We start from the raw sequence: 24,283 nt of genomic DNA, 5'->3' as shown, positions 1-24,283 counted from the left end.
CGCCGACAGGCCACTATCCTGTGCCTGGACGGCACCCCCATCGGTGGGCGCCGCACAGGATGCGGGAGGCCGAATGCGGGTCTGGCGGTGGCTGGCTCGGCACGATCCGGGGTACAGCGCGCTGCGGCGCGCCGGACGCGCCGCGATCGTCATGCCGCTGCTGTTCGCCTTCGCGAGCGGGGTGATCCGCAACCCTGACGTCGCCATCTTCTCGGCGTTCGGATCGTTCGCGATGCTGCTGTTCGTCGACTTCGGCGGACCCCTCCGCGAGCGGGCCCAAGCTCTCGCGGCGCTCGCCGTAGCCGGTGCGGTGCTCGTGTGCCTCGGAACGCTGGCATCCCAGCCCGCGTGGCTGTCGGCGGTCGCGATGACGGTCGTCGCGCTGGCCGTGCTCTTCTCCGGGGCGGTGAGCTCGGTGACGGCGTCCGCCAGCACGGCGCTGCTTCTGGCGTTCGTGCTGCCCGTGACCCTACCGGGAACGGTCGAGTCCCTTGCGCCGCGCCTGCTCGGGTGGGGGATGGCGGCCGTCGTGTGCATCGTCGCCGTCACCGTGCTCTGGCCTGCCCCGGCGCGCGAACCGTTGCGGGGCCCCGCGGTGGAGGCGATCCGCGCCCTGGGCGCACGGTTGCGCGCGGAGTCCGCCTACATGCTCGGGGTGCGCGACGAGTTCGCCGGGCGGCCCGGCACGGGGGAGGGTTCCCTCGTCGCCGAGCGCGATCGCGCGGTCGTCGCGGCCGACGCCGCCGTCGGAGCGCTGCACGAGTCGTTCCTCGCCACGCCGTACCGACCGACCAGCCTCAGCACACCGGCGCGGACGATCGTCCGGCTCGTCGACGAACTGAACTGGCTGGACGCCGTCATGGCGCAGTACGACCGGTATGCGCGCCCGCTGGCCGCCTCCGACCCGACGCATGATGCGGCCATCGCGTTGAAGGCCGCCGCCGCGGACGTCCTCGACGAGGGCGCGTTCGTGCTCGCGCAGCACGGCGCCGACCCCTCCGCGCTGGAGGACGCTCTCGATCGGCTCTCGGACACCCGGCGGGCGGTGGAGGCGGCGATGCTCGCCCAGCCGGCCCCGGCACGCAGACCGGGCGGCGCCGCGCAGGAGGTGGTCACGACGCTCGACCCCGGCTTCCGGGCCCAGGAACTCGCCTACGCGGTCGCGACAGCCGGCGGGAACATCGCCCTGACCGCGCGCGCCGAACGCCGCACCTGGTGGCAGCGGCTGCTGGGACGACAGCCCGGCGACCTGAGCGGCCCCGTCGCCGCGGCCGCCGAACGCGCGAGCGGATACATCGGCTGGAACTCCGTCTGGTTGCGGAACAGCATCCGTGGGGCCATCGCACTGGGGCTGGCCGTGCTGCTCGCGAAGCTGACCGGGGTCGAGCACTCGTTCTGGGTCGTGCTCGGCACCCTGTCGGTCCTGCGGTCGAACGCGCTGAGCACCGGCCAGACCGTGCTCCGCGGAGTGCTGGGCACGGTGCTCGGCGTCGTGCTCGGCGCGGCGGCGCTGTTCCTGATCGGCGGCAACCCGGTGGCGCTCTGGATCGTGCTGCCGCTCGGGATCCTCGTCGCCGGCGTCGCGCCCGCAGCGATCTCGTTCGCCGCGGGTCAGGCGGCCTTCACGGTCGTGCTCGTGCTGCTCTTCAACATCATCGCGCCGACCGGGTGGACGGTCGGCCTCATCCGCATCGAGGACATCGCCCTCGGTTGTGCCGTCAGCCTCGTGGTGGGCGTGCTGTTCTGGCCGCGGGGCGCCGCCGCCTCCTTACGGCGTGCGCTGTCGGACGCGTACTCGGAGAGCATCCGCTACCTGAGCGCCGCCGTCGCAGCAGGAGCCGGGCCGCGCGATGCTGCAACGGCCCCCGTCGACGCGCACGCTCAGTCGCTCCGCGCGGCGGCGGCGTCACGGAGGCTGGACGACGCGTTCCGCACCTACCTCGCCGAGCGAGGCACCAAGCGCCTGCCGCTGGCGGAGGTGTCGGCCTCGGTCACCGGAGTGGCCGGCGTCCGGCTGGCCGGCGACGCCATCCTGGAACTGTGGCGCGGACAGCCGCCCGTCGATCCGCACACGGCGGAGGCGCGCGAAGCGCTCGACGAGGCCCTCGACCGGCTGGAGAGCTGGTACCACGAGCTGGCCGCGCGGCTCCTGGCACGCGGAGCGCTGCCGGAACCCGTCCCGAGCGACCCCGCCATGGTGGCGCGCCTCGCGGGAGCCGTTCTCGAGAGCCAGGCGCACTCGACGGACATACACGACAGCGCCACGGCCGTCCGCCTCATCTGGACGGCGGACTACCTGGAGGTGGTGAGCCGTCTCGAGACGGTGATCGTCGCCCCGGTGCAGACGCTGCGCGACGCCGTCGCGCGCTGAGCCCGCGCGCTGAGCCCGCGCGCTGAGCCCGCGCACCGAGCGTCGCGCACCGAGCGCGCGCTGCCCCGCCCCTCACTCCCGGCGCGGCAGCCGCACGGTGACGGCCGCACCCCCGCCCTCCCGGTTGGAGGCATCCACCGTGCCGTGATGACGGTTGACCACCTCGGCGACCAGCGCGAGACCCAGACCGTAGTGCCGGGCGCGGTCGTCGCCGGGCTGCGCATCCCGGGCGCTCGCGAAGCGTTCGAACGCGCGGTCCTCGACGCCCGCCGAGAAGCCCGGTCCGTCGTCCTCGACCGTCAGCACGACGCGATCGCGCGCGACGGCCACCGAGAGGCGGACCTCGGACCTCGCGTGGTCCAGTGCGTTGTCGACGAGCGCCACGATCATCCGCCGCAGCGAGACCGGGGCACCGGTCACCAGCACGTCCGGCGTGGCATCGACGGAGACCGACAGTCCGCGCTCCTCCGCTCTGCCCTCGGCCGAGCGTGCGACCGCGGCGGCGAGCTCACCGAGGTCGACGCCTTCGCTCTCCGCGGTCTGCCGCGGGTCGGCGGCGGTGAGCAGGTCCTGCACGATCTCGGTGAGCGCCCGGCTGTCGTCGACGATCTCGTCCAGCCCGGCCCGTACCTCGTCGTCGCCGGCGTCAGCGGTTCCCGAGGCGACGTGCCGTCGCAGCAACTGGGCCCGGGTGCTCAGCAGGGTGAGCGGTGTGCGCAGTTCGTGGCCGGCGTCCGCGACGAACCGCCGCTGCAGCGCGAGCGCCTCCGCCAGCGGCCGCATCGATCGGCGCGCGATCACCAGTCCGATCGCGGCGGCCGCGACCGTGGCGATGAGACCGGACGCGACGAGCGCCAGCACCAGCCGGTTGAGCTCCTCCTCCTGCTCGGCGAGGCTGTACGCGATCTGCACGACCTTGCCGTTCCGCACATCCGTCTCGGTGAGGTAGCGCTGGCCGCCCGCCTCCACCACGCCGGACTGCGAACCGCCGTCGGCGATGACCTTCCGGATGGCCTTCTCGTCGGGCAGCCCGTCCGGCATGTCGGGCGAGCTGTCGCGTCCGCCCGGCATCACCACGGTGACGAGCAGGTTGCGCGGGGCGTCGTGCACCGAGTCCACCATCGAGGCGTCCGAAAGCGTCTTCTGCGCCGACTCCGCCTGTCCGGCCGACACCACCGTGTACACGACGGCGCCGAGCGCGATGAAGAGGCCGAGGATGATGAGCGCGAACTGGGCGGCGAGCCGGAGGGAGGCGGAGCGCAGCTCCTGCTCGTCGGCGGTCCTCACAGCGAACCCATCCGGTAGCCGACGCCGCGCACGGTCTCGATGAGCGTCCGGCCGAACTTGCGGCGGAGGTGGTGGACGTACGTGTCGACGACCCCGGGATCGTCGGCGTCCGCGAAGACCTCGTCGAGCAGGACTGCGCGCGAGAAGACCTGCCCCGGCCGGCGGGCGAGCCGCTCCAAGAGGGCGGACTCGCGCTCCGACAGGACGGTGCGTTCTCCGTCGTCCACCGTGACCGTCCTGCTGTCGGTGTCGAGCCGTCCACCGGGGAAGCGGACCGTGGGGACGACCGAGGACGCGCGCCGGTTGAGCGCACGGACACGGGCGACGAGCTCGTCGATGTCGAAGGGTTTCGCCAGGTAGTCCTCCGCTCCGGCGTTGAGGCCGTCGACCCGGTCCGGAGCCGTGCCGAGGGCGGAGAGCACGAGGATGGGCGTGGTGACGCCGTTCTCACGCAGCCGCCGCAGCACATCCAGGCCCTCGATGGCGGGCAGCCCGCGGTCGAGGACGATCACGGCGAACTCGCCGGTCAGTCCGAGGTGGAGGGCGCGCTGCCCGTCGCGAGCGACCTCGACCCCGAACCCCTCCGACCGGAGCAGCGTGTCCAGCATCCCGGCCAGCCGGCTGTCGTCCTCGGCGATGAGCACGCGGGCCGTGTCCGTCATGTCCGCAGTATAGGAGCCGCGACCGGGCACCGCCGGGGGTACGGCGGCGCTCATCCGGCGTCCGCGGGGCGGGCGAACGGCAGCTCTCCGACGCCCAGGAGGCGGCCCGCCGCATCCATCGCCAGCACACCGCGCGCGCCCTGCCCGAGCCCCCAGCGGAGGCCGTCGGCGCCGAGGGCGAAGACGGCGGTCGCGAGCACATCCGCCGTGGTCAGGTCGCCGGCGATCACGGTCGCGCTCAGCAGCCCCGCGGCGGGGGTGTCGTCGCGGCCGTCGACGATGTGGGGCCCGCGCTCGTAGGCGCCGGAGGTCGCAACAGCCGCGTCGGTGAGGGCGAGAACCGCGAGCATGGCCGCGGGGTCGTGGGGGAGCGGACGCCGACGTTCCACGGTGCACCGTCGCCCGGGCTGCCGGAGACCACGACGTCGCCGCCCGCGTTCAGGCAGTAGTGGTGGAGGCCGGCCGCCGCGAGTTCCCGCGCGGCCCGCGCCGCAGCCCAGCCCTTCACGACGCCGTCGAGGTCCCACGAGCCGTCGGGCCGGCGGATGCGGAAGGCGCCGCCCGAAGCGTGCGCGGCCGCCTCGCCGATCGCGACGACCTCGCGGAAGTCGTCGCTCGGCACGACGGGCTCGCCCGCGTTGAGGCGACTCAGCTCGCTGTCCGGGAGGTAGGGGCTGAACCGGCGGTCGGCCGCCCGCAGCACCGCGAACGCCCGCTCGGCCGACGGGGCCGCATCCCGGTCGTCGCGGACATCGATGGACATCGGGATGCCCATCACCGTCTCCCGGAACCTCACCGCCGATCGATCGCCGACTGGACCGACTGGATGTAGCCCTCGGAGGTGTAGGTCGCTCCCGAGACGGTGTCGACCTTCGCGGACTGCGATGACAGCACCTCCTGCTGGAGGATCGGCAGCGCCTGCTCGTTGATCTCGACGTCCCGGCCGTCGCGGTCGGGTGACTGGATGGTGTCGACGGCCGTGATCGTGCTGCCGGAGAAGGTGACCTTCACCTGCACAGCACCGTAGGGAGTGTCCACCGCTGCACCCGTGACGACCGTGGTCGAGGAGGGCTGCGTGGGGCTCGGTGTCGGCGACGGGGCGCTGGAGGCGGTGCCGGACGACCCGGGCGACCCGGACGACCCGGACGTGCCGCCGGGGCTCCCGGTGGCGCCGCCACTCGTGCTCCCGCTCGAGCCGGCGGTGCTCGATGTGGCGGTGGACGCGGCGGCGGAGGTGGTCACGTCCTCGCCGATCCCGTAGAGCTTCAGACCGACGGTCGCGCCCATGACGACGAGGATGGTGGTGAAGAGGATGGTCCCCCGCCAGGAGGTGCTGCTCATGACATGCTCAGTTCTTCTCGGTGGATGAAGCGCTTCGGCATCCGGAGCGCGCGGAGGGACGATTCGGCCCGTTCGCCCATCCCCTCGGGGCCGCAGATGAAGGCCTCCCAGTCGTGGAGGTCCGGGATGAGGTGGCGGAGCGGCTCGACGTCGAGCGGGTCGTAGCCGAGCTCGGAGCGCCGGCCGACCAGCGGGATGACGGTGACGCCGGGCATCGCCTGCAGTTCGCCGAGCAGTGCCAGGTGCCGCGCCGTCCGGGCCCGGTAGAGGACGACCGGCTGCGCGCCCCGGCGCACCAGCTCCTCCGCGAGTGCGCGGATCGGCCCGATCCCGGCGCCGCCGGCGATGAGGAGGACGCGTCCACGGCTCGCCCGGTCGGCCGTGAACCGGCCGAACGGTCCCTCGGCGAAGACCAGCGAACCTGGCCTGAGCGCCGGCAGGCGCGTGGTGTGGTCGCCGATCGCCCCGACCGTGATCCGCAGGTAGCCGCCGGCCGGGACGGCCGACACGGAGTACGGGTGCGCGGACCCGAGGTGGCCGCGGCTGAGGAAGCGGAAGAGCAGGAAGTTGCCGGCGCGGACGCCCAGCTGCTCCACGCGCGGTCCGGTCAGCCAGACGCTGTTCACGCCCTCGCTCTCGGGGACGACCGCGGCCACCCGCATCCGCCCGTTCCACGCATCCACGGTCGGCAGGATGAACCGCCACGTCAGCACGGCGGCGGCGGTGCCGAGGTAGAGCGCGATCCACAGGATGCGGTTGACGGGCTGCGCAACGAAGTGGGCGCCGCCGCTCAACTGGTGCAAGAACGTGAGGAATATCGAGACGTAGGTGGTGACGTGCAGCCAGTACCAGACCTCGTACGACAGCTTCGTCCGGATCAGCCGCGCGCTGCTCAGGCCGACGACCAGGAACGCGATCGTGCCGATCAGGGCCGTCAGCATGTCCGGGTAGTCCTGCAGGATGCTGACGAACTCCGTCCACGGCGGGTTCTGGTCGGTGAGCTCGCCGCCGAAGACCAGGAACAGCACGTGCACGACGATGAGGAAGAGCACGGATGCGCCGAGCGAGCGGTGCCAGGAGACGAGCTTGTCCAGACCGACCGCCCTCTCGAACCACGGAACCCGGGCGATCAGCAGCACCTGCGCGCAGACCAGGAAGCCTCCGACCATCCCCGCCAGCTCGCCGAACGACGTGAGGGCGTTGGCGGGAGTGGCCGAGAAACCGGCGGGGACGGTGACCCACCACATCCCGAGCACGATGACGACGCCGAGGGCGAGCGCCGCGCGGACCGTGCGCGCGCCGGCCCGCGACCCGCCGTGCGAGCGGGGCCGGGGCCGCAAGGTCGCCTGCGGGAACGGTGCCGCGGCGGTCGACGGGTGATCCATGTCTTCCAGAATGGCGGCCCATTCTTTCGGGATTCTTACGCGCGCTGTGCGGACGCTGGGGGCTCCTTATGGGCTTGCCCTGACGGGCCCTTCACCCCGCGCGACGCAGCTGGGATGCTGGGGGCGTCGGAAGGAGACGCCCGTGGACGACAACGCGTTCTTCGAGCGGGCCATCCTCGCGTCGGCGGCCGAGCCGGACGACGAGGACGCGGTGCGGCAGCTGCGCGAGCTGTTCACGCCGGAGGAGCTGGAAGCGTGGGAGGCGTACAAGACGTCGGATCCGCGCATCACGGTGCCCGTGGAGCACGACGACGAGAACGACCGGTACGTCGCCGAGTGGGGCGAGTTCGGCATCCAGGGCTCGTCCCCGGAATCGTACGACGCGGCCCTCGACGCGCTGGCGGCTCACGTGCGCGCGTGGGCCGGCGATGTGCGGGATGCGGGACCGCGGCTCGGCACGACGGCCGAGCTGCGGGCCCTGGTCGACGAACTGGATCAGCTCGACGACGACGCGCTGCGCACGTTCCTGCTGGTCCGCGTGACGTTCGACCGCGGCGGCCTCACCTTCGGCCTCGCCGAGTTCGTGGAGGGGGACGGCTCGACGACGCAGCGCGCCGTGCCCTTCGCCGACGGGCGCCCGCCGGCCGAGATCGACCTTCCCGTCGACGGCGTGATGACGACGTACCAGTCGAGCGTCCGCGGCGGTCTCGTGGCGTTCTCGCCGGTCGGCGCCGGGCCCAGTATCGCCGCGACCCTGCGGCAGGAGGACCCGACCGGCGACGTGGACGCGGACTTCCCGCAATCCGGGTTCGGGCCCGGCGGTCACGAGGCGTGACCGCCGCTCCCGTTGACAGGCGGCCCCGGTGCGGGCACTGTGGCGAGGACGGCCGAAGAGGAGGTGCGGGTGGCGACGACTGAGCTGGATGCGCGGGAGCTCGCCCGCGCGATCGCCGCCCATCAGCTCCAGGTGCACGTTCAGCCGCAGATCGACCTCGACTCCGGCGACGTCGTGGCGGTCGAGGGGTTGTGCCGGTGGACGCACCCCACGCGCGGACCGGTGCCGCCGGCGGAGTTCGTCGCGCTCGCCGAGGCGAGCGGCGTCATCCACGACCTCGGGCTGTTCGCCCTGCGGGAGTGCTGCCGCATCGGCCGGGAGTGGCGTGAGCGCGGCTACGACCTCGCGGTCGCCGTGAACGTCTCGCCGCTGCAGCTCGAGACCGACCGCTTCTTCGACGAGCTCGAGCGTCAGCTCGCGGATTCCGGACTCGCTCCGGCGGACCTCATCGTCGAGGTCACGGAGGCCGAGCGGATCGCCGATTACAGCGCGGTGACCGGTCGGCTGGACATCATCCAGAAGTGGGGTGTCACGGTCTCGATCGACGACTTCGGCTCCGGCCACTCCTCGATCGAGCGTGCGCTCGCCGTGCACGCCCAGGAGCTCAAGCTCGACCGCAGCCTCATCGCGGGCGCCGACTGGGCGGCGGTCGCCGACGCGGTCGCCCTGGCGAAGACGGGCGGCATGCGCGTGGTCGCGGAGGGCATCGAGACCGCCGAGCAGCTGGCCGCCGTGCGCTCCGCGGGGTGCGACCGCGGGCAGGGCTACTTCATCGCGCGTCCGTCCGATCCGGATCGTTTCGCCGACTGGCTGCAATCATTCGTAGGCTAAATTTGTTCAGTGATCCGCCGGACGGCGGCTCAGCCAATCGAAGGAGACGAGCGGTGCGCCCCATTTCTGCGGACGACCTGCCCTGCGCCATCGTGCGGCTGGATGCGGAGGGCCGGATCGTCGAGGCGAACGACGTGTTCGCCGAGTGGACCGGCATTCCCCTCACCGAACTCGCGGGCCGGCCTTTCGAGTCCGTCCGGCAGCGTTTCGCGGGGGTCGGCGGACGGTCCGAGGGCATGGTGCGCCTCTCCCATCGCGACGGCTCGTACCGCCCGGTGATCGTCGGCCGGCAGGACTCCGGCGAGGGTGCCGTCCTCGTGCTGGTGGACGCAACCGACCGTGCCGAGCGCGAGCGCGAGCTGATGCGGTCGCAGGCGCTCCAGGAGCGCACGCGCAACCGGCTGGAACTCATCATCGACTCCTCGATCGCGTTCTCCGCGGCGACCACCGAGCAGGAACTGGTCGACATCCTGGCCTCGACCGTTGCGAAGGCCTACCAGGCGGAGCAGTCCGCGGTCTTCCTCCGGGATGAGCGGGGCGGGTTCGTGCAGGCGTCCGGCAGCAACCCGCTCCACGGGATGCCCCAGGCCGAGACGCTGGTCACCCAGGCCTCCGGCCTGCGGAAGGTTCTCGCGGTGAGCGGCGCGGCGGCCGCCGACGAGGTGACGCCGGTGCTCGGCGCCGCGATGCGGAGCGCCGGCGTGCACGCGGTGCTCGTGGCGCCCATCCAGCACGACGATCTGCTGTTCGGCGTCTTCGTGGCCTTCTTCCTGCACCCGCGGCATTTCGACTCGGAGGCCGCTCCGCTGGCGGACGCGCTCGCCGGCCAGGCCGCGCAGGCCATCACCACCCTTCGCCTGCAACGACAGCTGGAGCACGCGGCGATGCACGACGAGACGACCGGGCTGCCGAACCGCCGCCGGCTGGAGACGCAGCTGCTCGAGTACGGCCCGGCCACGGCCGCCCTCGTCGCGACGCTCTTCATCGACCTCGACGGCTTCAAGCGCGTGAACGACAGCCTCGGCCATCACGTCGGCGACCTCCTGCTGCGGGAGGTCGGACGACGCCTGCAGGAGGTGGTGCGCCAGGAGGACCTGGTGGCCCGCTACGGCGGGGACGAGTTCGTCGTCGTCTGCGAGGTGCCGGAGGTCGCTTCGGCGGAGGACGTCGCCGACCGCATCCGGCTCGCCATCGGCCTGCCTTTCGCCGACCTGCCGGAGGGCTTCCCGATCAGCGCGAGCATCGGGCTGTCGATCGCCCGGACGACCGACCCGGGCTGGAACCCGGACCGGCTCATCCGTGAGGCCGACCACGCCATGTACTCGGCGAAGAACGCGGGCGGCAACCGCGTGGTCGGCAGCTCGACCGACTGACGCGGTCAGTCGGCGTCCTCCCGGACCTCCCGGGCCTCGTCGATGAGCGCCCCTCCTTCTGCGCCGACTTCTCGCTGAGACGCGTGTCCCGCGGCGGCAGCCGGATGATCGCCATCAAAGCGTTCGCGGCGGAGCGTCCCTGCCCCACGACGCCGAGGAGCGAGACGAGGGCGGATCCTCTCGGTGCACCGCGGGTTAAGAGGCGCGGCGGCCGGCCCGGAGGCCGCCCGCCGCGCGGGAAGGAGTTCCTACTGGTCGGACTGCAGCCGCTGCTGCGACTGCTTGGCGTCGTCGGCGACGTCGCTCGCGCGGTCGGTGGCCTCCTCCTTGACGGTGGACACTCCCTCCTGCGCGGTCTCCTTCACCGACTGGACGGCCTGCTGGGCCGGCTCCTTGAGGTCGTTCGCGACCTGCTTGCCGACGTCGGCCGCCTCCTGCAACAGGGGCTGGGCCGCATCCTTCGCCGACGATGCGAGTTCCTTCTCCTTGCTGCTCGCCGGGATGAGGGAGGCGACGAGGGCGCCGACGCCGAAGGCGATGAGGCCGACGGCGAGCGGGTTGCCCTGCGCCTTGTCGACGACCGTCCGGCCGGCGTCGGCGACGGCGCTGCCGGCGTCCGAGACGCCGTCGCGGGCGCTGCTGGTGAGGTCGTCGGCGGAACCCATCACACGCTCGCTGATGGAGTGCCAGGCGCCCTTCACCTTGCGCGTCTGCCGCTGGGCGATCTTGCTGGGGGTGACCTTGTCGGCCAGTGCGTCCACGTCTCCGCTCAGGTTGCGGCGCGTGGCCTCGATGTCGGCGCGGATGGCGTCGGGGTCGTCACTCATCGGTTCTCTCCGTTCGGTTTCAGGGTCGGGGGGATCTCCTTGACCGTCTCGACGGTCTGCGGTGCCCCTTTCACGGTCTCCAGCTGCTTGCGCCCGACCAGGTACAGGACGAGCGCGACGATCGCCCAGATCACGGCGACGATCACCGCGGACCAGGCGTTGCCGACCAGGTAGCCGAGCGCCCACCAGAGGGCGATCGACAGGAAGAACACCGCCATCAGTCCGGCATAGCCGGCGCCGCCCAGCAGCCCGGCGCCCTTCCCGGCGCGTGTGGCGGTCTGCCGGATCTCGGCCTTGGCGAGCTCCATCTCCTGGCGGATCAGCGTGGAGAGGTCGCGACTGACCTCTCCGAGGAGCTCGCCCAGCGAACTGTTCGCTGCGCGCTCCTCCGCGGGGCTGGTCGGGTCGGTCATGCCCGGCCCCCGGTGTGGCCGGCGCCCGGAAGCTCGGGCTGGTCGGTGACGCCGTCGTCGTACAGGTCGCCGCCGGCCATGGTCCCGGTGCCGCTCATGCCGGTCGTGCTCGCGCCGGTGTACGCGGTCGCGTCGGTGTAACCGGTCGTGCCAGTGTATCCGGTCGTGCCGGTGTAGCCTGCCGTGGTCGAGCCGGAGCTGCTCCGGTCGTCGGCGGAGTCGTCCCCACCGCTCGCCAGGGCGCGGGTCAGGCGTCCTACCAGGGCTCCCGCGATGGCCGCCGCGGCGATGAAGGTGCCTGGGTTGCGTCGCGCGTACGACTTCACCTCGTTGAGAAGCGAACCGGGGTCGCGCTGCTCGAGCCAGCCGGCGATGGAGTGGGTCCGCTGCGCGGCCTGCCGGACCAGGTCGCTGGCGACGCCGCCCTGCTGGGAGGACGAGGCCATCTGGTCCAGCTCGTCGCCGACGGAGCGCAGGCCGCTCGCCACGCGCTCCTGCTGCTGGGCTGCCTGGTCGCGCAGCTCGCGCTGGGTCTGGCGGTACAGGTCCTTCGCCTGCGACTTCGCCTCGTCGGCGACGTTCTTCGCCTGCTCCTTGGCGGTGCCGGCGACGTCCTTGCCGGCCTGCGCCGCGGAGCCTGCGACGCGCCCCGCTTCTTCGCGGACGCCGCTCTGGCCGCCTCCGGTCGCGGTGCTGCCGCCTGTGGTTCCGCTTGTGGACGTGCCGCTGATCGTCGTGCCGCCTGCGCCGGCTGCGCCGCCGGGCAGTACCGACTCGGGGAGTCCGGCCTCGGGCTCCAGTGTCTCGCGCCTGCTGTCGAAGATCGGGGTGTCCGCGGACTGGTCGTCTGACATGGTCATGACTGCCGTTTCCTTTCGGTGGATGTGCCCGGATGGGTGGTGTCCCGGATGGGTGTGTGCCGCCCACTGAAGACACCTGGTGGAGGCGGGTCCAGCGATTGACACGGCCCTCTCTCGGGGGGTACCCGCGCGGGCGGGTGCGCGCGGGCGCGTCGCGGGGCTACGGTGTGCCGCATGGATGTCGTCGACTGGCTTCTCGATTCGGATCCGGCCATCCGCTGGCAGGTGCTGGATGCCCTCACGGACGCGCCCGCCGCACAGGTCTCGGCCGAACGCGCCCGCGTGGCGACGGAGGGCTGGGGCGCGGCGCTGCTGGCCGAGCAGGCGGACGACGGACTGTGGGACGGCGGGACCTACCGGCCCGGCTGGATCCCTCCGGAACGGGACGGGTTCGATGCGTGGAGCGCGACGCACTTCACTCTCCAGCAGCTGGTGGACCTCGGCGTCGACCCGACGAGTCCCGAGGCCCGGCGTGCCGTCGCCCGGGTCCGCGAGAATGTTCGCTGGGAGCACGCCGGCGAGCCGTACTTCGACGGCGAGACCGAACCGTGCATCAACGGTGTCGCGCTCACCATCGCCACGTACTTCGGTGAGAGCGGCGACCGGATCGCCGGGACCCTGGTCGGTTCCCGGCTGGACGACGGCGGCTGGAACTGCTGGGCGGAGTACGGCGCGCGGGTCTCGTCCTTCCACTCCACCATCTGCACCGTCGAGGGACTGCGCGCCTGGCAGCGCGCGGGCGGCTCCGACCCGCGTGTGGAGGAGGCCGCCACCGCCGGCGAGGAGTACCTGCTGGAGCGCGGGCTGTTCCGCCGCCGCTCCGACGGGAGTGTCCCGGATCCCCGGATGACGATGCTCTCGTACCCGGTCCGCTGGTATCACGACGTATTACGGGGGCTGGAGCACTTCCGGCTCCAGGACCGGCGCGATCCGCGCCTGGCCGAGGCGGCGGAGCTCGTCCGGTCGAAGCCGGACGCCGAGGGTCGCTGGGTGCTCGAGAACCACCACGAGGGGTCGGTCATCGTCGAGTTCGAGATGGAGGGCTTCCCCAGCCGGTGGCTCACCCTGCGTGCGCTCCGGGTGCTGCGCTGGTGGGATGACGTCAGGGCTTGACCGCGAGGAGGTCGTCGACGCTCATGGTCACCGGCGCGTTCGCGACGGCGCCGGACAGATAGCCCGTGACGGCGATCCCGCCCGCACCCTGGAGGGCGGCGGTGCTGTCGCTCGCGGACCGCTGCCAGGCGCTCGGCTCCGGTGTCCCGTCCGGCCAGGTCTTCGTCTCCACCAGAGTCGGTGACGTTCCGGTCGTCCGCACGCGGATGTCGAGCCGCGTGCCGGCCGCGTAGGTGAACGGTGCGGCCACGGACGACTGGATCACGACGTCGTTCCCGCTGTTCTGGTCGACGCGCACGATCTGGATGGTCACCTTGCCCACGGAGGACACGATCACCTTGGACGCGTACGCCCCGGCGGTGGCGATCCGGCGCCCCTGAATGGTCACATAGACGTTGCCCGTCGAGGGAAGCTTGTCGAGCGTGACGGCCATCCGGAGGTCGATCCCGGTCGCGCTCACGCCCTGGAGCCGAGCCGTGCCGCCGCCGGCCGCCGGCAACTGGATGCGGCCGGTGCCGTTGGCCACCGAGTACACCGAGGTCGGGCTGGGCACCGTCCAGGCGCCGCCCGTCGGGGCGGTCCCCCACCCGTTCGTCACCGAGCGCTCGAACGGATCGGCGGCCAGGGTGTCCGGCGGCGGCGGAGGAGCGGTCACCGTGATGGTCCGTGTGGTCGACGTCGCGGAGCCGCCGTCGTCCGTCACGGTGAGCCGGGGCGTGTAGGTGCCCGCTGCGGCGTACGCGTGCGTCGCGGTCCCCCCGGTCCCGGAGGCGCCGTCGCCGTAGTCCCAGGCGTACGTGGCGATCGTCCCGTCCGGATCCGAGGACCCGGTCCCGTCGAACGAGCAGGTGAGGTCCGTGCAGGACGAGACGAAGGCGGCGTTCGGCGGCTGGTTGCCGGCGACGGGCGGCCCGATGACGAAGCTGTCCGTGTAGTTCGCCCCGGCGGCGCGCGCGAAGGAGGCGTTCAGCTGGGTCGCGGTCGCCGTGACGTCGAGGGATCCGTAGACGGGAGCCGCCGAGTTGCCGTAGGACGAGGCGAAGTAACCGGCCTCGCTGTCACCCGGCTGCACGTTGTAGTTGTTGTTGCCTCCCGTTCCCACGGTGGCGAAGACCGTCCCCGAGCCCTTGACGAGCGTGTTGTCCGGGTCGGCGACGCAGCCGGCGGAGTAGGTGCCCGGTGTGATGGACGGGCAGTTCGGTCCGGTCGCCAGTTGCTTGGTGCGCTGATACAGGTGCTCGTGCCCGGTGAGCACCAGGTCCACCTTCTTCGACACGAGCAGGTTCAGGATGTCCGCGCCCGGCTCGCACGTGTACTGGCCCAGCGAGAGGCACGGCTTGTGCATCCCCACGACGACCCAGGGCACGCCCGCCGTACGCGCTCCGTCGATCGCGTTCTGGGTCCACGTGTAATGCGACGTTCCGGCCGCGTACGTCCATGTGCCGTCCGAGAACGGGAGGCCGGGCGAGATCATGATGAAGCGCACCAGCGGCGCACCCTGCGGCACGTCGACGTAGTACTGGCGTCCGTATGTTCCCACGACGCCCGGCAGCTGATTCGGCAGGCAGGCGGAGAAGTCGTTGATGTTGCCGTTCTGGCCGCTGCTCTCGTGATTGCCGGACACCAGCTCGAACGGGAAGCCCGCCCCGACGTTCTGGGTGACGAAGTCGCACCACGCCTGCTCCTGGCCGGCTGCCGCGTAGGAGAGGTCGCCGAGGGCGAGGTTGAGGTCGGGGGCGATGTTCTTGACGCCCTGCAGGACGCTCGCCGCGGCGGCGGACGACGTGTAGTCGCCGGCGGCCGTGAAGTGCACGCTGGTCGCGCCGGGCGCGATGCCCTGGACGGCCTGCGGCGAGGCTAATGCGAGAGCGGCGATTGCTGCCGTCAGTGCAGCCGCTGCGAGGATCCTGTGCTTGGTCATGCGGGCACTCCCCGGCCCGCTTCGTCACGGGCCTTCGCGCACAGGGTAGCGCTCCGCGCCCGCGTGGTGGGAGTAGAAGTCGAGGTCTCCTCAGTTTCGTACGGCGTAGTGCAGGGCCACCGTGCCGTTGCCGAACCGGCGCTCGTCGCGGAGCTCCAGCGCGAGCCGCTGGCCCAGCGGAAGCGCGGGCGTGCCGCCGCCCACGGCCACGGGCACGAGCATGAGCCACACCTCATCGACGAGGCCGGCGGCGAAGGCCCGGGCGGCGAGCGTCGGACCGCCGATCGAGACGTCCCCTCCGGTCGCCCGGATCAGCGCGCGCACGGCATCCGGGTCGAAGCTCCGCTCCAGCCGGGTGCGCGGAGTGACCGCCTCGGGAAGGCTCGCCGAATAGACGATCTTGTCCGAGTCCCGCCACGCCGCAGCGAACTCGGCCGTCACGGGATCGCCCTCCGCCCCCGGCATGTCCTGCCACACGCGCATCGTCTCGTACATCCGGCGCCCGTAGAGGACGGTGCCGACCCCCCGTTCCAGAGTGTTCGCGAAGGCGTGCACCTCCCGGTCCGGCGCGGCCCACGCGAACGAGCCGGCAGCGTCGGCGGTGTAGCCGTCGACGGAGGCGATGGCGGAGTAGAGGAGGCGTCCCATGCCCGGGACTCTAAAGGGCGGGCCGGGTGCTCGGCCAGGGTTCAGCCGAGCTGCGGGAACAGGACCTTCAGCGCACGCAGCTCGTCACCGAAGACCCACGGCACGGCGACGTCGAGGACGAGCCCGATGCCGACGGCGAGGAGTGCCACGCCGACGGCCACCAGCAGCAGCGTGAGCGTGAACTGCAGATACGCGTTGCCGGTGACGGCGGCGAGCAGCCCCCGCGCCCGCCGCCGCACCGGTTCCGACGGCGTTCCGAGCGTCGGTGCGGTTCGCAGTCCGTGGCCCAGCGTCGTCATCGGTCTCCCCCTTCGCGTCCGGCTCGGGAGCCCCCGCTCCGAGCCGACGTTCCGAGTCAACCGCGGGCGCCGCGGGCGGGCATCGACCGCAGGTGGGGGATGGGTCATCCCTGGGGATGATCCGTGAGGCCGGTCAGGGCATGGGGACGGTGCAGCCGCAGCCGTGCTCCGGCTCGGGGATGCGGTGCTCGGCCCCGGCGAGCCGCCGGGCCAGCAGTTCGCGGCGCCGCTCCAGCTGGGCGATCGCGCTGTCGAGTTCGGCGAGACCGTCGCGGTAGGCGTCGCGGGATGCCGGGCACTCGTCGCTGTGCGCGTGACCGGACCCGAGGCACTCGATGAACGGGCGCGCCCTTCCGGGCGGGATGCCCGTCGCCGCGAGTTCCCGGATCTCACGCACGGCGCGCAGGTGCTCGTCGCCGTACTCGCGGTAGCCGTTGCTCAGCCGCGTGGGGGCCACCAGGCCGAGTCGCTCGTAGTAGCGGACGGCCTTCACCGTCACCCCGGCCCGTTCGGCCAGTTCGCTGATGCGCATGTCGTCCTCCGGGGTCAGCGTAGACCCTGACCCGAGGGGCAGGGTACAGCTGCTACGGGGTGCGCGCTGCCGCCGCGATGATCGCCTGGAGGCTCTCGCGCAGGTTCTCCAGCTCTGCGATCGGAAGTCCGAGCCGCTCGACGATCCGCGGCGGGATCTGCTCCGCCTCCGCACGCAGTGCCCGCCCGCGCCCGGTGAGGCGCACTTCGAGCGCGCGCTCGTCCGCCGTGCTGCGGCGCCGCTCGATGTAGCCCGTCGCCTCCAGGCGCTTGAGCAGCGGCGAGAGTGTCGCCGGCTCCAGTGCGAGCGTGTCGCTCAGGTTCTTGACGGACCGCGGTTCCTGCTCCCACAGCGCGAGCATCACGAGGTACTGCGGATGCGTGAGCGACAGCGGTTCGAGCACCGGCCGGTAGAGGGCGATGACGCTCCGGGCCGCAACCGCCAGGCCGAAGCACACCTGGTTCTCGAGGGCGAGGACGTCGTCTGGCATCCGACCAGTGTAGGGGGGCGACTCAGTACTCATCGGTGCGTCGCTCGACCCTCTCGCCCGTGGCGGGGTCGATGCTCTCGCGCCGGATCGTGGTCCGCGGTCGGCGCCGCAGCGCGAACGCGAGGGAGATGACGAAGACCACCAGCCCCGCGCCCATCAGGATGTATCCGGTCGTCTTCAGGTCGATCCAGCTGACCTCGACCTGCAGGGCGAAGGCGAGGATGAGCCCGACGACGAAGATGAAGATGCCGCTTCCGATGCCCATGCGTCACGCTCCTTCACGTCAGTGGGCTCAAGCTACTCCCCGGACGCAGCGTTCCGCATCACTCCGCTCGCGAGAACACCGACGCGCGGGCGACCTGCTCCGGTGTCAGAGCGACGCCGGTGTAGCGCTCGAACTGCCGCGCCGCCTGCAGCGCGATCACCTCGGCCCCTGTGATGACCGCCGTACCCGCCGCGCGCGCCGCCGTGACCAGCGGCGTCTCGGACGGGAACGCGACGACGTCGAAGACGGCGGAGGCACGCTCGATGAACGGCCGCTCGAAGGCGAGGACGGACTCCGAGTCACCGCGCATCCCGAGCGGTGTGACGTTGACGATCACATCGAAGTCGGGCTCCGGGTCCTCTTCCACCCAGGTGTACCCGTAGCGCTCCGCCAGAGCCGGGCCGGCCTCGGTGTTGCGAGCGAGCACGGTGAGGTCGTCGAAGCCGGCGCCGCGGAAGGCGGCGACCACGGCCTTCGCCATCCCGCCGGAGCCGCGGACCAGGACCCGCTGTGCGGGGTCGACGCGATGCTCGGCGAGAAGTTGTGCGACGGCCTCGTAGTCGGTGTTGGATGCCGTGAGCAGCCCGTCCTCGTTGACCACGGTGTTCACGGACTCGATGGCGACGGCGGACGGCTCCAGGTTGTCGACCAGCGGGATGATCGCCTCCTTGAACGGCATGGAGACCGAGCAGCCGCGGATGTCGAGCGCCCGGATGCCGCGCACGGCGCCCTCCAGGTCGGCGGTCGTGAACGCCTTGTAGACGAAGTTCAGCCCGAGCTCGTCGTACAGGAAGTTGTGGAAGCGCGTGCCGATATTGCTGGGGCGGCCGGCCAGCGAGATGCAGACCTGCATGTCCTTGTTCAGGATGGGCATGGCTCCATCATCCCAGCAGAATCGTGGGTGTCTGAGATCGAGGGGGGCGGTTGACCGCATCTGCTGCCGGATCGGCGCGCGGGGGTCGGTCCCCCATGCCGGACGGACAAGCGCGGTGAAACAGCGGACCCGCGTGATCGTGCGTCGGGATCAGTGCCTGTGCGAGCGAACGGATTCCGGGGCATTGCGGCCAGACGGGCTTTCCGAACCCTCGTGTCACCCGAGTGTGGGCTGGACTGTTGTGTTCACAGCTTGACTCCAACCGCTCGATCATTCACGCTTATCGTCATGACCGCCACTCAGGGGCTGATCCCACGTGGCGCACGCAATCCCGGGTCGCAGGGCGCACTGAGGCATCTCAACCAGGAACGGCTCGTCGAGTTCCTCCTGGCCAACGGACCGTCCACCCAGGCTGAGCTGGCGCGCGGGACCGGCCTGTCCACCGCCACCGTGTCCAACATCGTCCGGGACATGGCGTCGAAGGGCGTCGTCGCGACCAGCCCGGTGACCTCGAGCGGCCGCAGGGCGCTGCTCGTGCAGCTGACGGACACCGGCGACGTCGCCGTCGGGGTGGACTTCGGCCGGCGGCACGTGCGGATCGTGCTCGCCACCCTCGGCTACGACGTGATCGCCGAGGAGCAGGTGGCGCTCGAGCCCGGGTACGACGTGCTCGGCGCCGTGAAAGAGGCCTCCGGGCTGCTCGACCGGATGCTCGTCGAGGGCGGCCACGACCGCGAGTCGGTACTGGCGGTCGGCGTCGGCATCCCTGGGCCGATCGACCGGCGCACCGGCACCGTGCTGCAGGGCGCCATCCTGCCCGAGTGGGTGGGGATCACGCGGCGCGAACTGGAGGATGTGTTCGGCTTCCCGGTCGTCGTCGACAACGACGCGAACCTCGGCGCGCTCGCCGAGGTGACCTGGGGCGCGAACCGCGGAGAGCGCAACATCATCTTCGTCAAGATCGGCACGGGGATCGGCGCCGGGCTCATCCTGAACGGCCAGCCCTACTACGGCTTCCTCGGGATCACCGGCGAGCTCGGTCACACGCCGGTCGCCGAGCACGGCGTGATCTGCCGGTGCGGCAATCGCGGCTGCCTGGAGACCATCGCATCCACCAGCGTGATGCTGGATTCGCTGGGTCGCGGGACGGGCACCGTCGTCACCACGGCGGACATCCTGCGCCGTGGGCTGGCCAAGGACCCTGCCGTGCTGCGCGTGGTGAGCGACGCCGGCACGGCGATCGGGCAGGCCATCGGCAACATCGCCAACGTCATCAACCCGGAGCTCGTGCTCATCGGCGGCCCGCTCGTCGGGCTGGGGGATGCGCTGCTCGACCCGATCCGGCACGGCATCCAGCACAACGCGCTGCCCATCATCGCCGGGACGACCAGCGTCCGCGTCTCGTCGCTGGGCGACCGCGCGGAGTCGCTCGGCGCGGCCGCGATCGTGATCCAGGGAGCGCTCGCCGGCAACGAGTGAGCCGCTATCGGCAAGGGGTGAGCCGTTATCGCATCGTTGTCTTCACTATTTGACGACAACCCTGAACATAGCGTTTACTACTTAGGCACATGATTTCCACGCAGAGCCAAGGAGCGACGATGCCGTCGAACGCAGTCATCCTCGAGATGCGCTCGATCACCAAGGAATTCCCTGGTGTGAAAGCTCTGGAGGATGTCTCCCTGACCGTCCACGCCGACGAGATCCACGCGATCTGCGGTGAGAACGGCGCGGGCAAGTCCACCCTCATGAAGGTGCTGTCGGGCGTCCACCCGTACGGCACCTACTCCGGCGACATCGTCTACCAGGGCGATGTCATGCGCTTCAAGGACATCAAGTCCAGCGAGCAGCAGGGGATCGTGATCATCCACCAGGAGCTCGCGCTCATCCCCGAGCTCTCGATCACCGAGAACATCTTCCTCGGCAACGAGCCGGGCCGTGGCGGCGTCATCAACTGGGGCGAGGCGAAGACCCGCGCCGTCGAGCTGCTCGCCCGCGTCGGTCTGACGGACGACCCGGACACGCAGATCAAGAACATCGGCGTCGGCAAGCAGCAGCTGGTCGAGATCGCCAAGGCGCTCAACAAGAACGTCAAGCTCCTCATCCTCGACGAGCCGACCGCGGCGCTCAACGAAGCGGAGTCGCAGCACCTCCTCGACCTGATCCTCGGGCTGAAGGGTCGCGGGATCAGCTCCATCATCATCAGCCACAAGCTCAACGAGATCGAGCAGGTGGCCGACCAGATCACGATCATCCGCGACGGCCGCGCCATCGAGACGCTCGACGTGAAGGCGGACGGCGTCGACGAGGACCGCATCATCCGCGGGATGGTCGGCCGCACGCTCGAGAGCCGCTTCCCGGAGCGCACGCCGAACATCGGCGAGAAGTTCTTCGAGGTGAAGGACTGGATCGTGCAGCACCCGCAGGTCCCGGAGCGGCTCGTCGTCAAGAACTCCAGCTTCTACGTGCGCCGCGGTGAGATCGTCGGCTTCGCCGGCCTCATGGGTGCGGGTCGCACCGAGCTCGCGATGAGCGTCTTCGGCCACTCCTACGGCACCTGGGTCTCGGGCGAGATCTACAAGGACGGCAAGGAGATCCAGGTCCGCAACGTCTCCGAGGCCATCGACAACGGCATGGCCTACGTGAGCGAGGACCGCAAGGTGCTCGGCCTCAACCTCCTCGACGACATCAAGCAGTCCGTCGTCGCCGCGAAGCTGAAGAAGATCGCCAAGCGGGGTGTCGTCGACGACCTGCAGGAGTACGCGGTCGCCGACGAGTACCGCAAGCTCCTGCGCATCCGGACGCCAGACGTCGACCGCGGCGTCTCCACGCTCTCGGGCGGCAACCAGCAGAAGGTCGTCCTGGCCAAGTGGATGTTCACAGACCCGGACATCCTGATCCTGGACGAGCCGACCCGCGGCATCGACGTCGGCGCCAAGTTCGAGATCTACGGGATCATCCAGCAGCTGGCTGCGCAGGGCAAGGGCGTCATCGTCATCTCCTCCGAGCTGCCCGAGCTGCTCGGGATCTCCGACCGCATCTACACGATCTTCGAGGGTCAGATCACCAACGAGCTGCCCATCGCGGAAGCGACCCCCGAGACTCTCCTGAAAAGCATGACGTCCGCCAAGAAGAGGGTGACCCGATAACCATGACCACACAGACCGCTGAGAAGAAGAAGTCCGGAGGGATCCGCGACCTCGGCATGATGTTCGGTGGGGGGCAGTCGACCGGCCGTCAGTTCGGCATCCTGGGCGCGCTCGTCGTCATCATCCTGCTGTTCGAGATCCTCACCGGAGGCAAGACCCTCGAGCCGGTGAACCTGATCAACCTGGTCAATCAGAACGTCTACGTCCTGATCCTGGCCATCGGCATGGTCATGGTGATCATCGCGGGCCACATCGACCTGTCGGTCGGCTCGGTCGCAGCCCTGGTCGGCATCATCGTCGCCAAGTCGATGACCGACTGGAACGTCCCGTGGCCGCTCGCCATCGTGCTCGGTCTGCTCGTCGGCGTCGTCATCGGCGCCTGGCAGGGCTGGTGGGTCGCCTACGTCGGCGTCCCCGCCTTCATCGTGACGCTGGCCGGCATGCTCATCTTCCGCGGACTCAACCAGCTGATCGGAAACGCGAACACCATCCCGGTGCCGGACGGCTTCACCTTCATCGGCGGCGGCTTCCTCCCCGAGTGGGGCCCGAACACCGGCTTCAACAACTCCACCCTGCTGCTCGGCCTGATCATCGCGGTCGTCATCGCGCTGGCCGAGGTCCGCACGCGCCGCAAGCAGACCAAGATGGGCTCCGAGAAGGCGCCGCTCTGGGTGAGCGTCTTCAAGGTGGTCATCCTCGACGCGGTCGTCGTCTACGCGGCGGTGCTGTTCGGCAGCGGCCGTGTCGGCACCTCGTTCCCGGTCGCCGGCGTCATCCTCGGCGTGCTGATCATCCTGTACTCGTTCATCACCCGCAACACGATCTTCGGTCGTCACATCTACGCGGTCGGCGGCAACTGGCACGCCGCCGAGCTCTCCGGTGTGAAGATCCGCCGCATCAACTTCTTCGTGATGATGAACATGTCGGTGCTCGCCGCGCTGGCCGGAATGATCGCCGTCGCCCGGTCCGTGTCCTCCGGTCCGCAGGACGGTCTCGGCTGGGAGCTCGACGCCATCGCCGCAGTCTTCATCGGTGGCGCCGCGGTCTCCGGCGGTATCGGCACCGTCGCCGGCTCCATCATCGGTGGTCTGGTCATCGCCGTCCTCAACAACGGCCTGCAGCTGCTCGGCGTCACCAGCGACAAGGTGCAGATCATCAAGGGCCTGGTTCTGCTGATCGCGGTCGGCATCGACGTCTACTCGAAGCGCCGCGGCGGCCCGTCGCTGATCGGCAGGATGTTCAACCGCGACCGCACCCAGCGCATCGACGCCGCCGCCCAGGAGCAGCCGGCCGTCCTGCCGACCGGCGACGGGGCCGAGGACACGTCGCGGTCCCTCACCTCCTAATACCTTCCACGCGTCACCACGTACCTGCACCATCCCCAACACACAGAGAAAGTAGATAGCAATGCGCAAAATCGCACTCGCGACAGTGGCTGTCGCAGCTGCCGCCGCGCTCGCCCTGACCGGTTGCTCGGGCAGCCGAGCCGGTTCGGACAGCAGCGGAGCGGCGTCCGGCTTCGACAAGGGCGCCACCATCGGCGTCGCCCTCCCGACCAAGACGTCGGAGAACTGGGTTCTCGCCGGTGGCCTGTTCGAGGACGGCCTGAAGGAGGCCGGCTTCAAGGGCGACGTCCAGTACGCCGGCGGCTCGGGCGTCTCCGACCAGCAGTCGCAGATCCAGTCGATGATCACCAACGGTGCGAAGGTCGTCATCATCGGCGCCGTCGACGGCGGCCAGCTCGCCGCGCAGGCCAAGGCCGCGCACGACGCCGGCGCGACCGTCATCGCGTACGACCGCCTCATCCTGAACACGAACGATGTCGACTACTACGTCGCGTACGACAACGAGAAGGTCGGCGAGCTGCAGGGCCAGGCCCTGCTCGACGGTATGGCGAAGAAGTACCCGGGCAAGAAGAACTTCAACATCGAGCTCTTCTCCGGGTCGCCCGACGACGCCAACTCCGCGGTCTTCTTCAACGGCGCCATGAAGGTGCTCGAGCCGAAGATCAAGGACGGCACGCTGAAGGTCGTCTCGGGTCAGACCGAGATCAAGCAGACCTCGACCCAGGGCTGGCTGCCGGCCAACGCGCAGACCCGCATGGACACCCTGCTGGCCGCGAACTACGGCTCGACCGAGCTCGACGGCGTCCTGTCGCCGAACGACACCCTGGCTCGCGCCATCATCACCTCGGTGAAGGGCGCCGGCAAGCCGGTCCCGATCGTCACCGGTCAGGACTCGGAGGCCGAGTCGGTCAAGTCCATCATGGCGGGCGAGCAGTACTCGACCATCAACAAGGACACCCGCAACCTGGTCAAGCAGGCCATCACCATGGTGAAGGACCTGCAGCAGGGCAAGAAGCCGGAGATCAACGACGACAAGTCGTACGACAACGGCAAGAAGGTCGTCCCGGCCTTCCTGCTGAAGCCGGTCATCGTCACCAAGGAGAACGCGGCCGAGGCGTACGCCAACGACCCGACCCTGGAGCCGCTGACCAAGTAAGCCGGTCCGCACATCCTGTGCACAATGAAAGGGCCCGGAGCGCTGAGCGCTCCGGGCCCTTTCCCGATCCGTCCCCCGACAGGATCGGTTCCCCCTGGCCGAGACAGCACCAGGCTAGGGGCGGCCGCCGGGGGGCGGCATCCGGGCCAGCACGGATTCGCGATCCGTGCGCGCTCCTCTCTTCTGCCACAGCGACGCCCGGTGGTGCCGCCACGACTCTGCCGCGCAGCGATGGACCCAGGCCGCCGCGGCCGCGGCCTCCAGCGTGCGGCACCAGCCGATCGGCTCCCGGCCCTCGGAGGCCGGCG

23 protein-coding genes and 1 pseudogene are annotated in these 24,283 nt (G+C 70.7%); 9 read left to right on the top strand and 15 right to left on the bottom strand.

Going from position 1 to position 24,283, the window contains the following annotated elements:
* Window positions 1–73: 73 nt before the first annotated feature.
* Window positions 74–2,371 (top strand): FUSC family protein, encoded by a 2,298-nt coding sequence (locus ACR9Y5_RS18680; RefSeq protein ID WP_481299374.1) that lies wholly within the window; start codon window positions 74–76, stop codon window positions 2,369–2,371.
* 72 nt (window positions 2,372–2,443) lie between these two features.
* On the opposite strand, the gene ACR9Y5_RS18675 is transcribed toward ACR9Y5_RS18680, so the two are convergent.
* The 5 genes and pseudogenes from ACR9Y5_RS18675 to ACR9Y5_RS18655 all read right to left on the bottom strand — a co-directional run bounded on the left by ACR9Y5_RS18675 (window position 2,444) and on the right by ACR9Y5_RS18655 (window position 7,046).
* Window positions 2,444–3,658, bottom strand: a complete 1,215-nt coding sequence (locus ACR9Y5_RS18675) for a sensor histidine kinase (protein ID WP_481299373.1) — start codon at window positions 3,656–3,658, stop codon at window positions 2,444–2,446.
* On the bottom strand, window positions 3,655–4,320 hold the full coding sequence (locus ACR9Y5_RS18670) for a response regulator transcription factor (protein WP_481299372.1): 666 nt from the start codon (window positions 4,318–4,320) through the stop codon (window positions 3,655–3,657). The genes ACR9Y5_RS18675 and ACR9Y5_RS18670 overlap by 4 nt, the downstream gene beginning before the upstream one ends.
* 50 nt (window positions 4,321–4,370) lie before the next feature.
* Window positions 4,371–5,083, bottom strand: a pseudogene (locus ACR9Y5_RS18665) (FAD:protein FMN transferase).
* A gap of 29 nt (window positions 5,084–5,112) precedes the next feature.
* Window positions 5,113–5,661 (bottom strand): FMN-binding protein, encoded by a 549-nt coding sequence (locus ACR9Y5_RS18660; RefSeq protein WP_481299371.1) that lies wholly within the window; start codon window positions 5,659–5,661, stop codon window positions 5,113–5,115.
* Window positions 5,658–7,046: a ferredoxin reductase family protein gene (locus ACR9Y5_RS18655; RefSeq protein ID WP_481299370.1), complete on the bottom strand. Its 1,389-nt coding sequence runs from the start codon at window positions 7,044–7,046 to the stop codon at window positions 5,658–5,660. The genes ACR9Y5_RS18660 and ACR9Y5_RS18655 overlap by 4 nt, the downstream gene beginning before the upstream one ends.
* A gap of 142 nt (window positions 7,047–7,188) precedes the next feature.
* Here ACR9Y5_RS18655 and ACR9Y5_RS18650 point away from each other — a divergent pair, with 142 nt between their 5' ends.
* The 3 genes from ACR9Y5_RS18650 (at window position 7,189) to ACR9Y5_RS18640 (ending at window position 10,085) form a co-directional block, all read left to right on the top strand.
* On the top strand, window positions 7,189–7,881 hold the full coding sequence (locus tag ACR9Y5_RS18650) for a hypothetical protein (protein WP_481299369.1): 693 nt from the start codon (window positions 7,189–7,191) through the stop codon (window positions 7,879–7,881).
* A 69-nt stretch (window positions 7,882–7,950) separates the two neighbouring features.
* The gene (locus ACR9Y5_RS18645) at window positions 7,951–8,712 is read left to right on the top strand and encodes an EAL domain-containing protein (RefSeq protein ID WP_481299368.1); all 762 of its coding nucleotides are present in this window, start codon (window positions 7,951–7,953) and stop codon (window positions 8,710–8,712) included.
* A gap of 53 nt (window positions 8,713–8,765) precedes the next feature.
* The gene (locus ACR9Y5_RS18640) at window positions 8,766–10,085 is read left to right on the top strand and encodes a sensor domain-containing protein (RefSeq protein ID WP_481299367.1); all 1,320 of its coding nucleotides are present in this window, start codon (window positions 8,766–8,768) and stop codon (window positions 10,083–10,085) included.
* Between the two features lie 248 nt (window positions 10,086–10,333).
* Here ACR9Y5_RS18640 and ACR9Y5_RS18635 read toward each other — a convergent pair whose 3' ends face one another.
* From ACR9Y5_RS18635 to ACR9Y5_RS18625, 3 genes are read right to left on the bottom strand one after another with little or no spacing between them, the layout of a single operon-like run.
* Window positions 10,334–10,912 (bottom strand): DUF3618 domain-containing protein, encoded by a 579-nt coding sequence (locus ACR9Y5_RS18635; protein ID WP_481299366.1) that lies wholly within the window; start codon window positions 10,910–10,912, stop codon window positions 10,334–10,336.
* A complete protein-coding gene (locus ACR9Y5_RS18630) occupies window positions 10,909–11,325 on the bottom strand; it encodes a phage holin family protein (protein ID WP_481299365.1) in 417 nt (138 codons plus the stop codon). Before ACR9Y5_RS18630 ends, ACR9Y5_RS18635 begins: the two co-directional genes overlap by 4 nt.
* Window positions 11,322–12,185 carry a hypothetical protein gene (locus ACR9Y5_RS18625; RefSeq protein ID WP_481299364.1) on the bottom strand — a complete coding sequence of 288 codons (864 nt, stop codon included), beginning with the start codon at window positions 12,183–12,185 and terminating at the stop codon, window positions 11,322–11,324. Before ACR9Y5_RS18625 ends, ACR9Y5_RS18630 begins: the two co-directional genes overlap by 4 nt.
* A gap of 174 nt (window positions 12,186–12,359) precedes the next feature.
* Here ACR9Y5_RS18625 and ACR9Y5_RS18620 point away from each other — a divergent pair, with 174 nt between their 5' ends.
* A complete protein-coding gene (locus tag ACR9Y5_RS18620) occupies window positions 12,360–13,298 on the top strand; it encodes a hypothetical protein (protein ID WP_481299363.1) in 939 nt (312 codons plus the stop codon).
* Here the strand turns inward: ACR9Y5_RS18620 and ACR9Y5_RS18615 are convergent.
* From ACR9Y5_RS18615 to ACR9Y5_RS18585, 7 genes are all read right to left on the bottom strand, one after another.
* Window positions 13,288–15,219: a PKD domain-containing protein gene (locus tag ACR9Y5_RS18615; RefSeq protein WP_481299362.1), complete on the bottom strand. Its 1,932-nt coding sequence runs from the start codon at window positions 15,217–15,219 to the stop codon at window positions 13,288–13,290. The two genes, ACR9Y5_RS18620 and ACR9Y5_RS18615, sit on opposite strands and share 11 nt — an antisense overlap.
* A 90-nt stretch (window positions 15,220–15,309) precedes the next feature.
* Entirely contained in the window at window positions 15,310–15,867 is a 558-nt protein-coding gene (locus ACR9Y5_RS18610) for a dihydrofolate reductase family protein (RefSeq protein WP_481299361.1), read from the bottom strand.
* Between the two features lie 41 nt (window positions 15,868–15,908).
* Complete coding sequence (locus tag ACR9Y5_RS18605; RefSeq protein WP_481299360.1) at window positions 15,909–16,166, bottom strand: hypothetical protein; 258 nt, start codon at window positions 16,164–16,166, stop codon at window positions 15,909–15,911.
* Window positions 16,167–16,299: 133 nt separating this feature from the next.
* Complete coding sequence (locus ACR9Y5_RS18600; protein ID WP_481299359.1) at window positions 16,300–16,698, bottom strand: MerR family transcriptional regulator; 399 nt, start codon at window positions 16,696–16,698, stop codon at window positions 16,300–16,302.
* 52 nt (window positions 16,699–16,750) lie between these two features.
* On the bottom strand, window positions 16,751–17,188 hold the full coding sequence (locus ACR9Y5_RS18595; RefSeq protein ID WP_481299358.1) for a MarR family winged helix-turn-helix transcriptional regulator: 438 nt from the start codon (window positions 17,186–17,188) through the stop codon (window positions 16,751–16,753).
* A gap of 22 nt (window positions 17,189–17,210) precedes the next feature.
* Window positions 17,211–17,453, bottom strand: coding sequence for a DUF6458 family protein (locus ACR9Y5_RS18590; protein ID WP_481299357.1), 243 nt, complete (start codon window positions 17,451–17,453; stop codon window positions 17,211–17,213).
* Between the two features lie 58 nt (window positions 17,454–17,511).
* Window positions 17,512–18,327, bottom strand: a complete 816-nt coding sequence (locus ACR9Y5_RS18585) for a shikimate 5-dehydrogenase (protein ID WP_481299356.1) — start codon at window positions 18,325–18,327, stop codon at window positions 17,512–17,514.
* Window positions 18,328–18,615: 288 nt separating this feature from the next.
* Between ACR9Y5_RS18585 and ACR9Y5_RS18580 the strand changes: the two genes are divergently transcribed.
* The 4 genes from ACR9Y5_RS18580 to ACR9Y5_RS18565 all read left to right on the top strand — a co-directional run bounded on the left by ACR9Y5_RS18580 (window position 18,616) and on the right by ACR9Y5_RS18565 (window position 23,975).
* Window positions 18,616–19,806 carry an ROK family transcriptional regulator gene (locus ACR9Y5_RS18580; RefSeq protein ID WP_481299355.1) on the top strand — a complete coding sequence of 397 codons (1,191 nt, stop codon included), beginning with the start codon at window positions 18,616–18,618 and terminating at the stop codon, window positions 19,804–19,806.
* Between the two features lie 119 nt (window positions 19,807–19,925).
* Window positions 19,926–21,473, top strand: a complete 1,548-nt coding sequence (gene mmsA, locus ACR9Y5_RS18575; protein ID WP_481299354.1) for a multiple monosaccharide ABC transporter ATP-binding protein — start codon at window positions 19,926–19,928, stop codon at window positions 21,471–21,473.
* A 2-nt stretch (window positions 21,474–21,475) separates the two neighbouring features.
* Window positions 21,476–22,819: a multiple monosaccharide ABC transporter permease gene (mmsB, locus tag ACR9Y5_RS18570; RefSeq protein WP_481299353.1), complete on the top strand. Its 1,344-nt coding sequence runs from the start codon at window positions 21,476–21,478 to the stop codon at window positions 22,817–22,819.
* A gap of 61 nt (window positions 22,820–22,880) precedes the next feature.
* Window positions 22,881–23,975 carry a substrate-binding domain-containing protein gene (locus tag ACR9Y5_RS18565; protein ID WP_481299352.1) on the top strand — a complete coding sequence of 365 codons (1,095 nt, stop codon included), beginning with the start codon at window positions 22,881–22,883 and terminating at the stop codon, window positions 23,973–23,975.
* The last annotated feature ends 308 nt before the right edge of the window (window positions 23,976–24,283 follow it).

The sequence above is a fragment of the Leifsonia sp. KNZ13-11D genome (assembly GCF_056754895.1).
The sequence above is the reverse complement of the archived record's forward strand: the minus strand, read 5'-3'. Positions and strand labels throughout refer to the sequence as shown.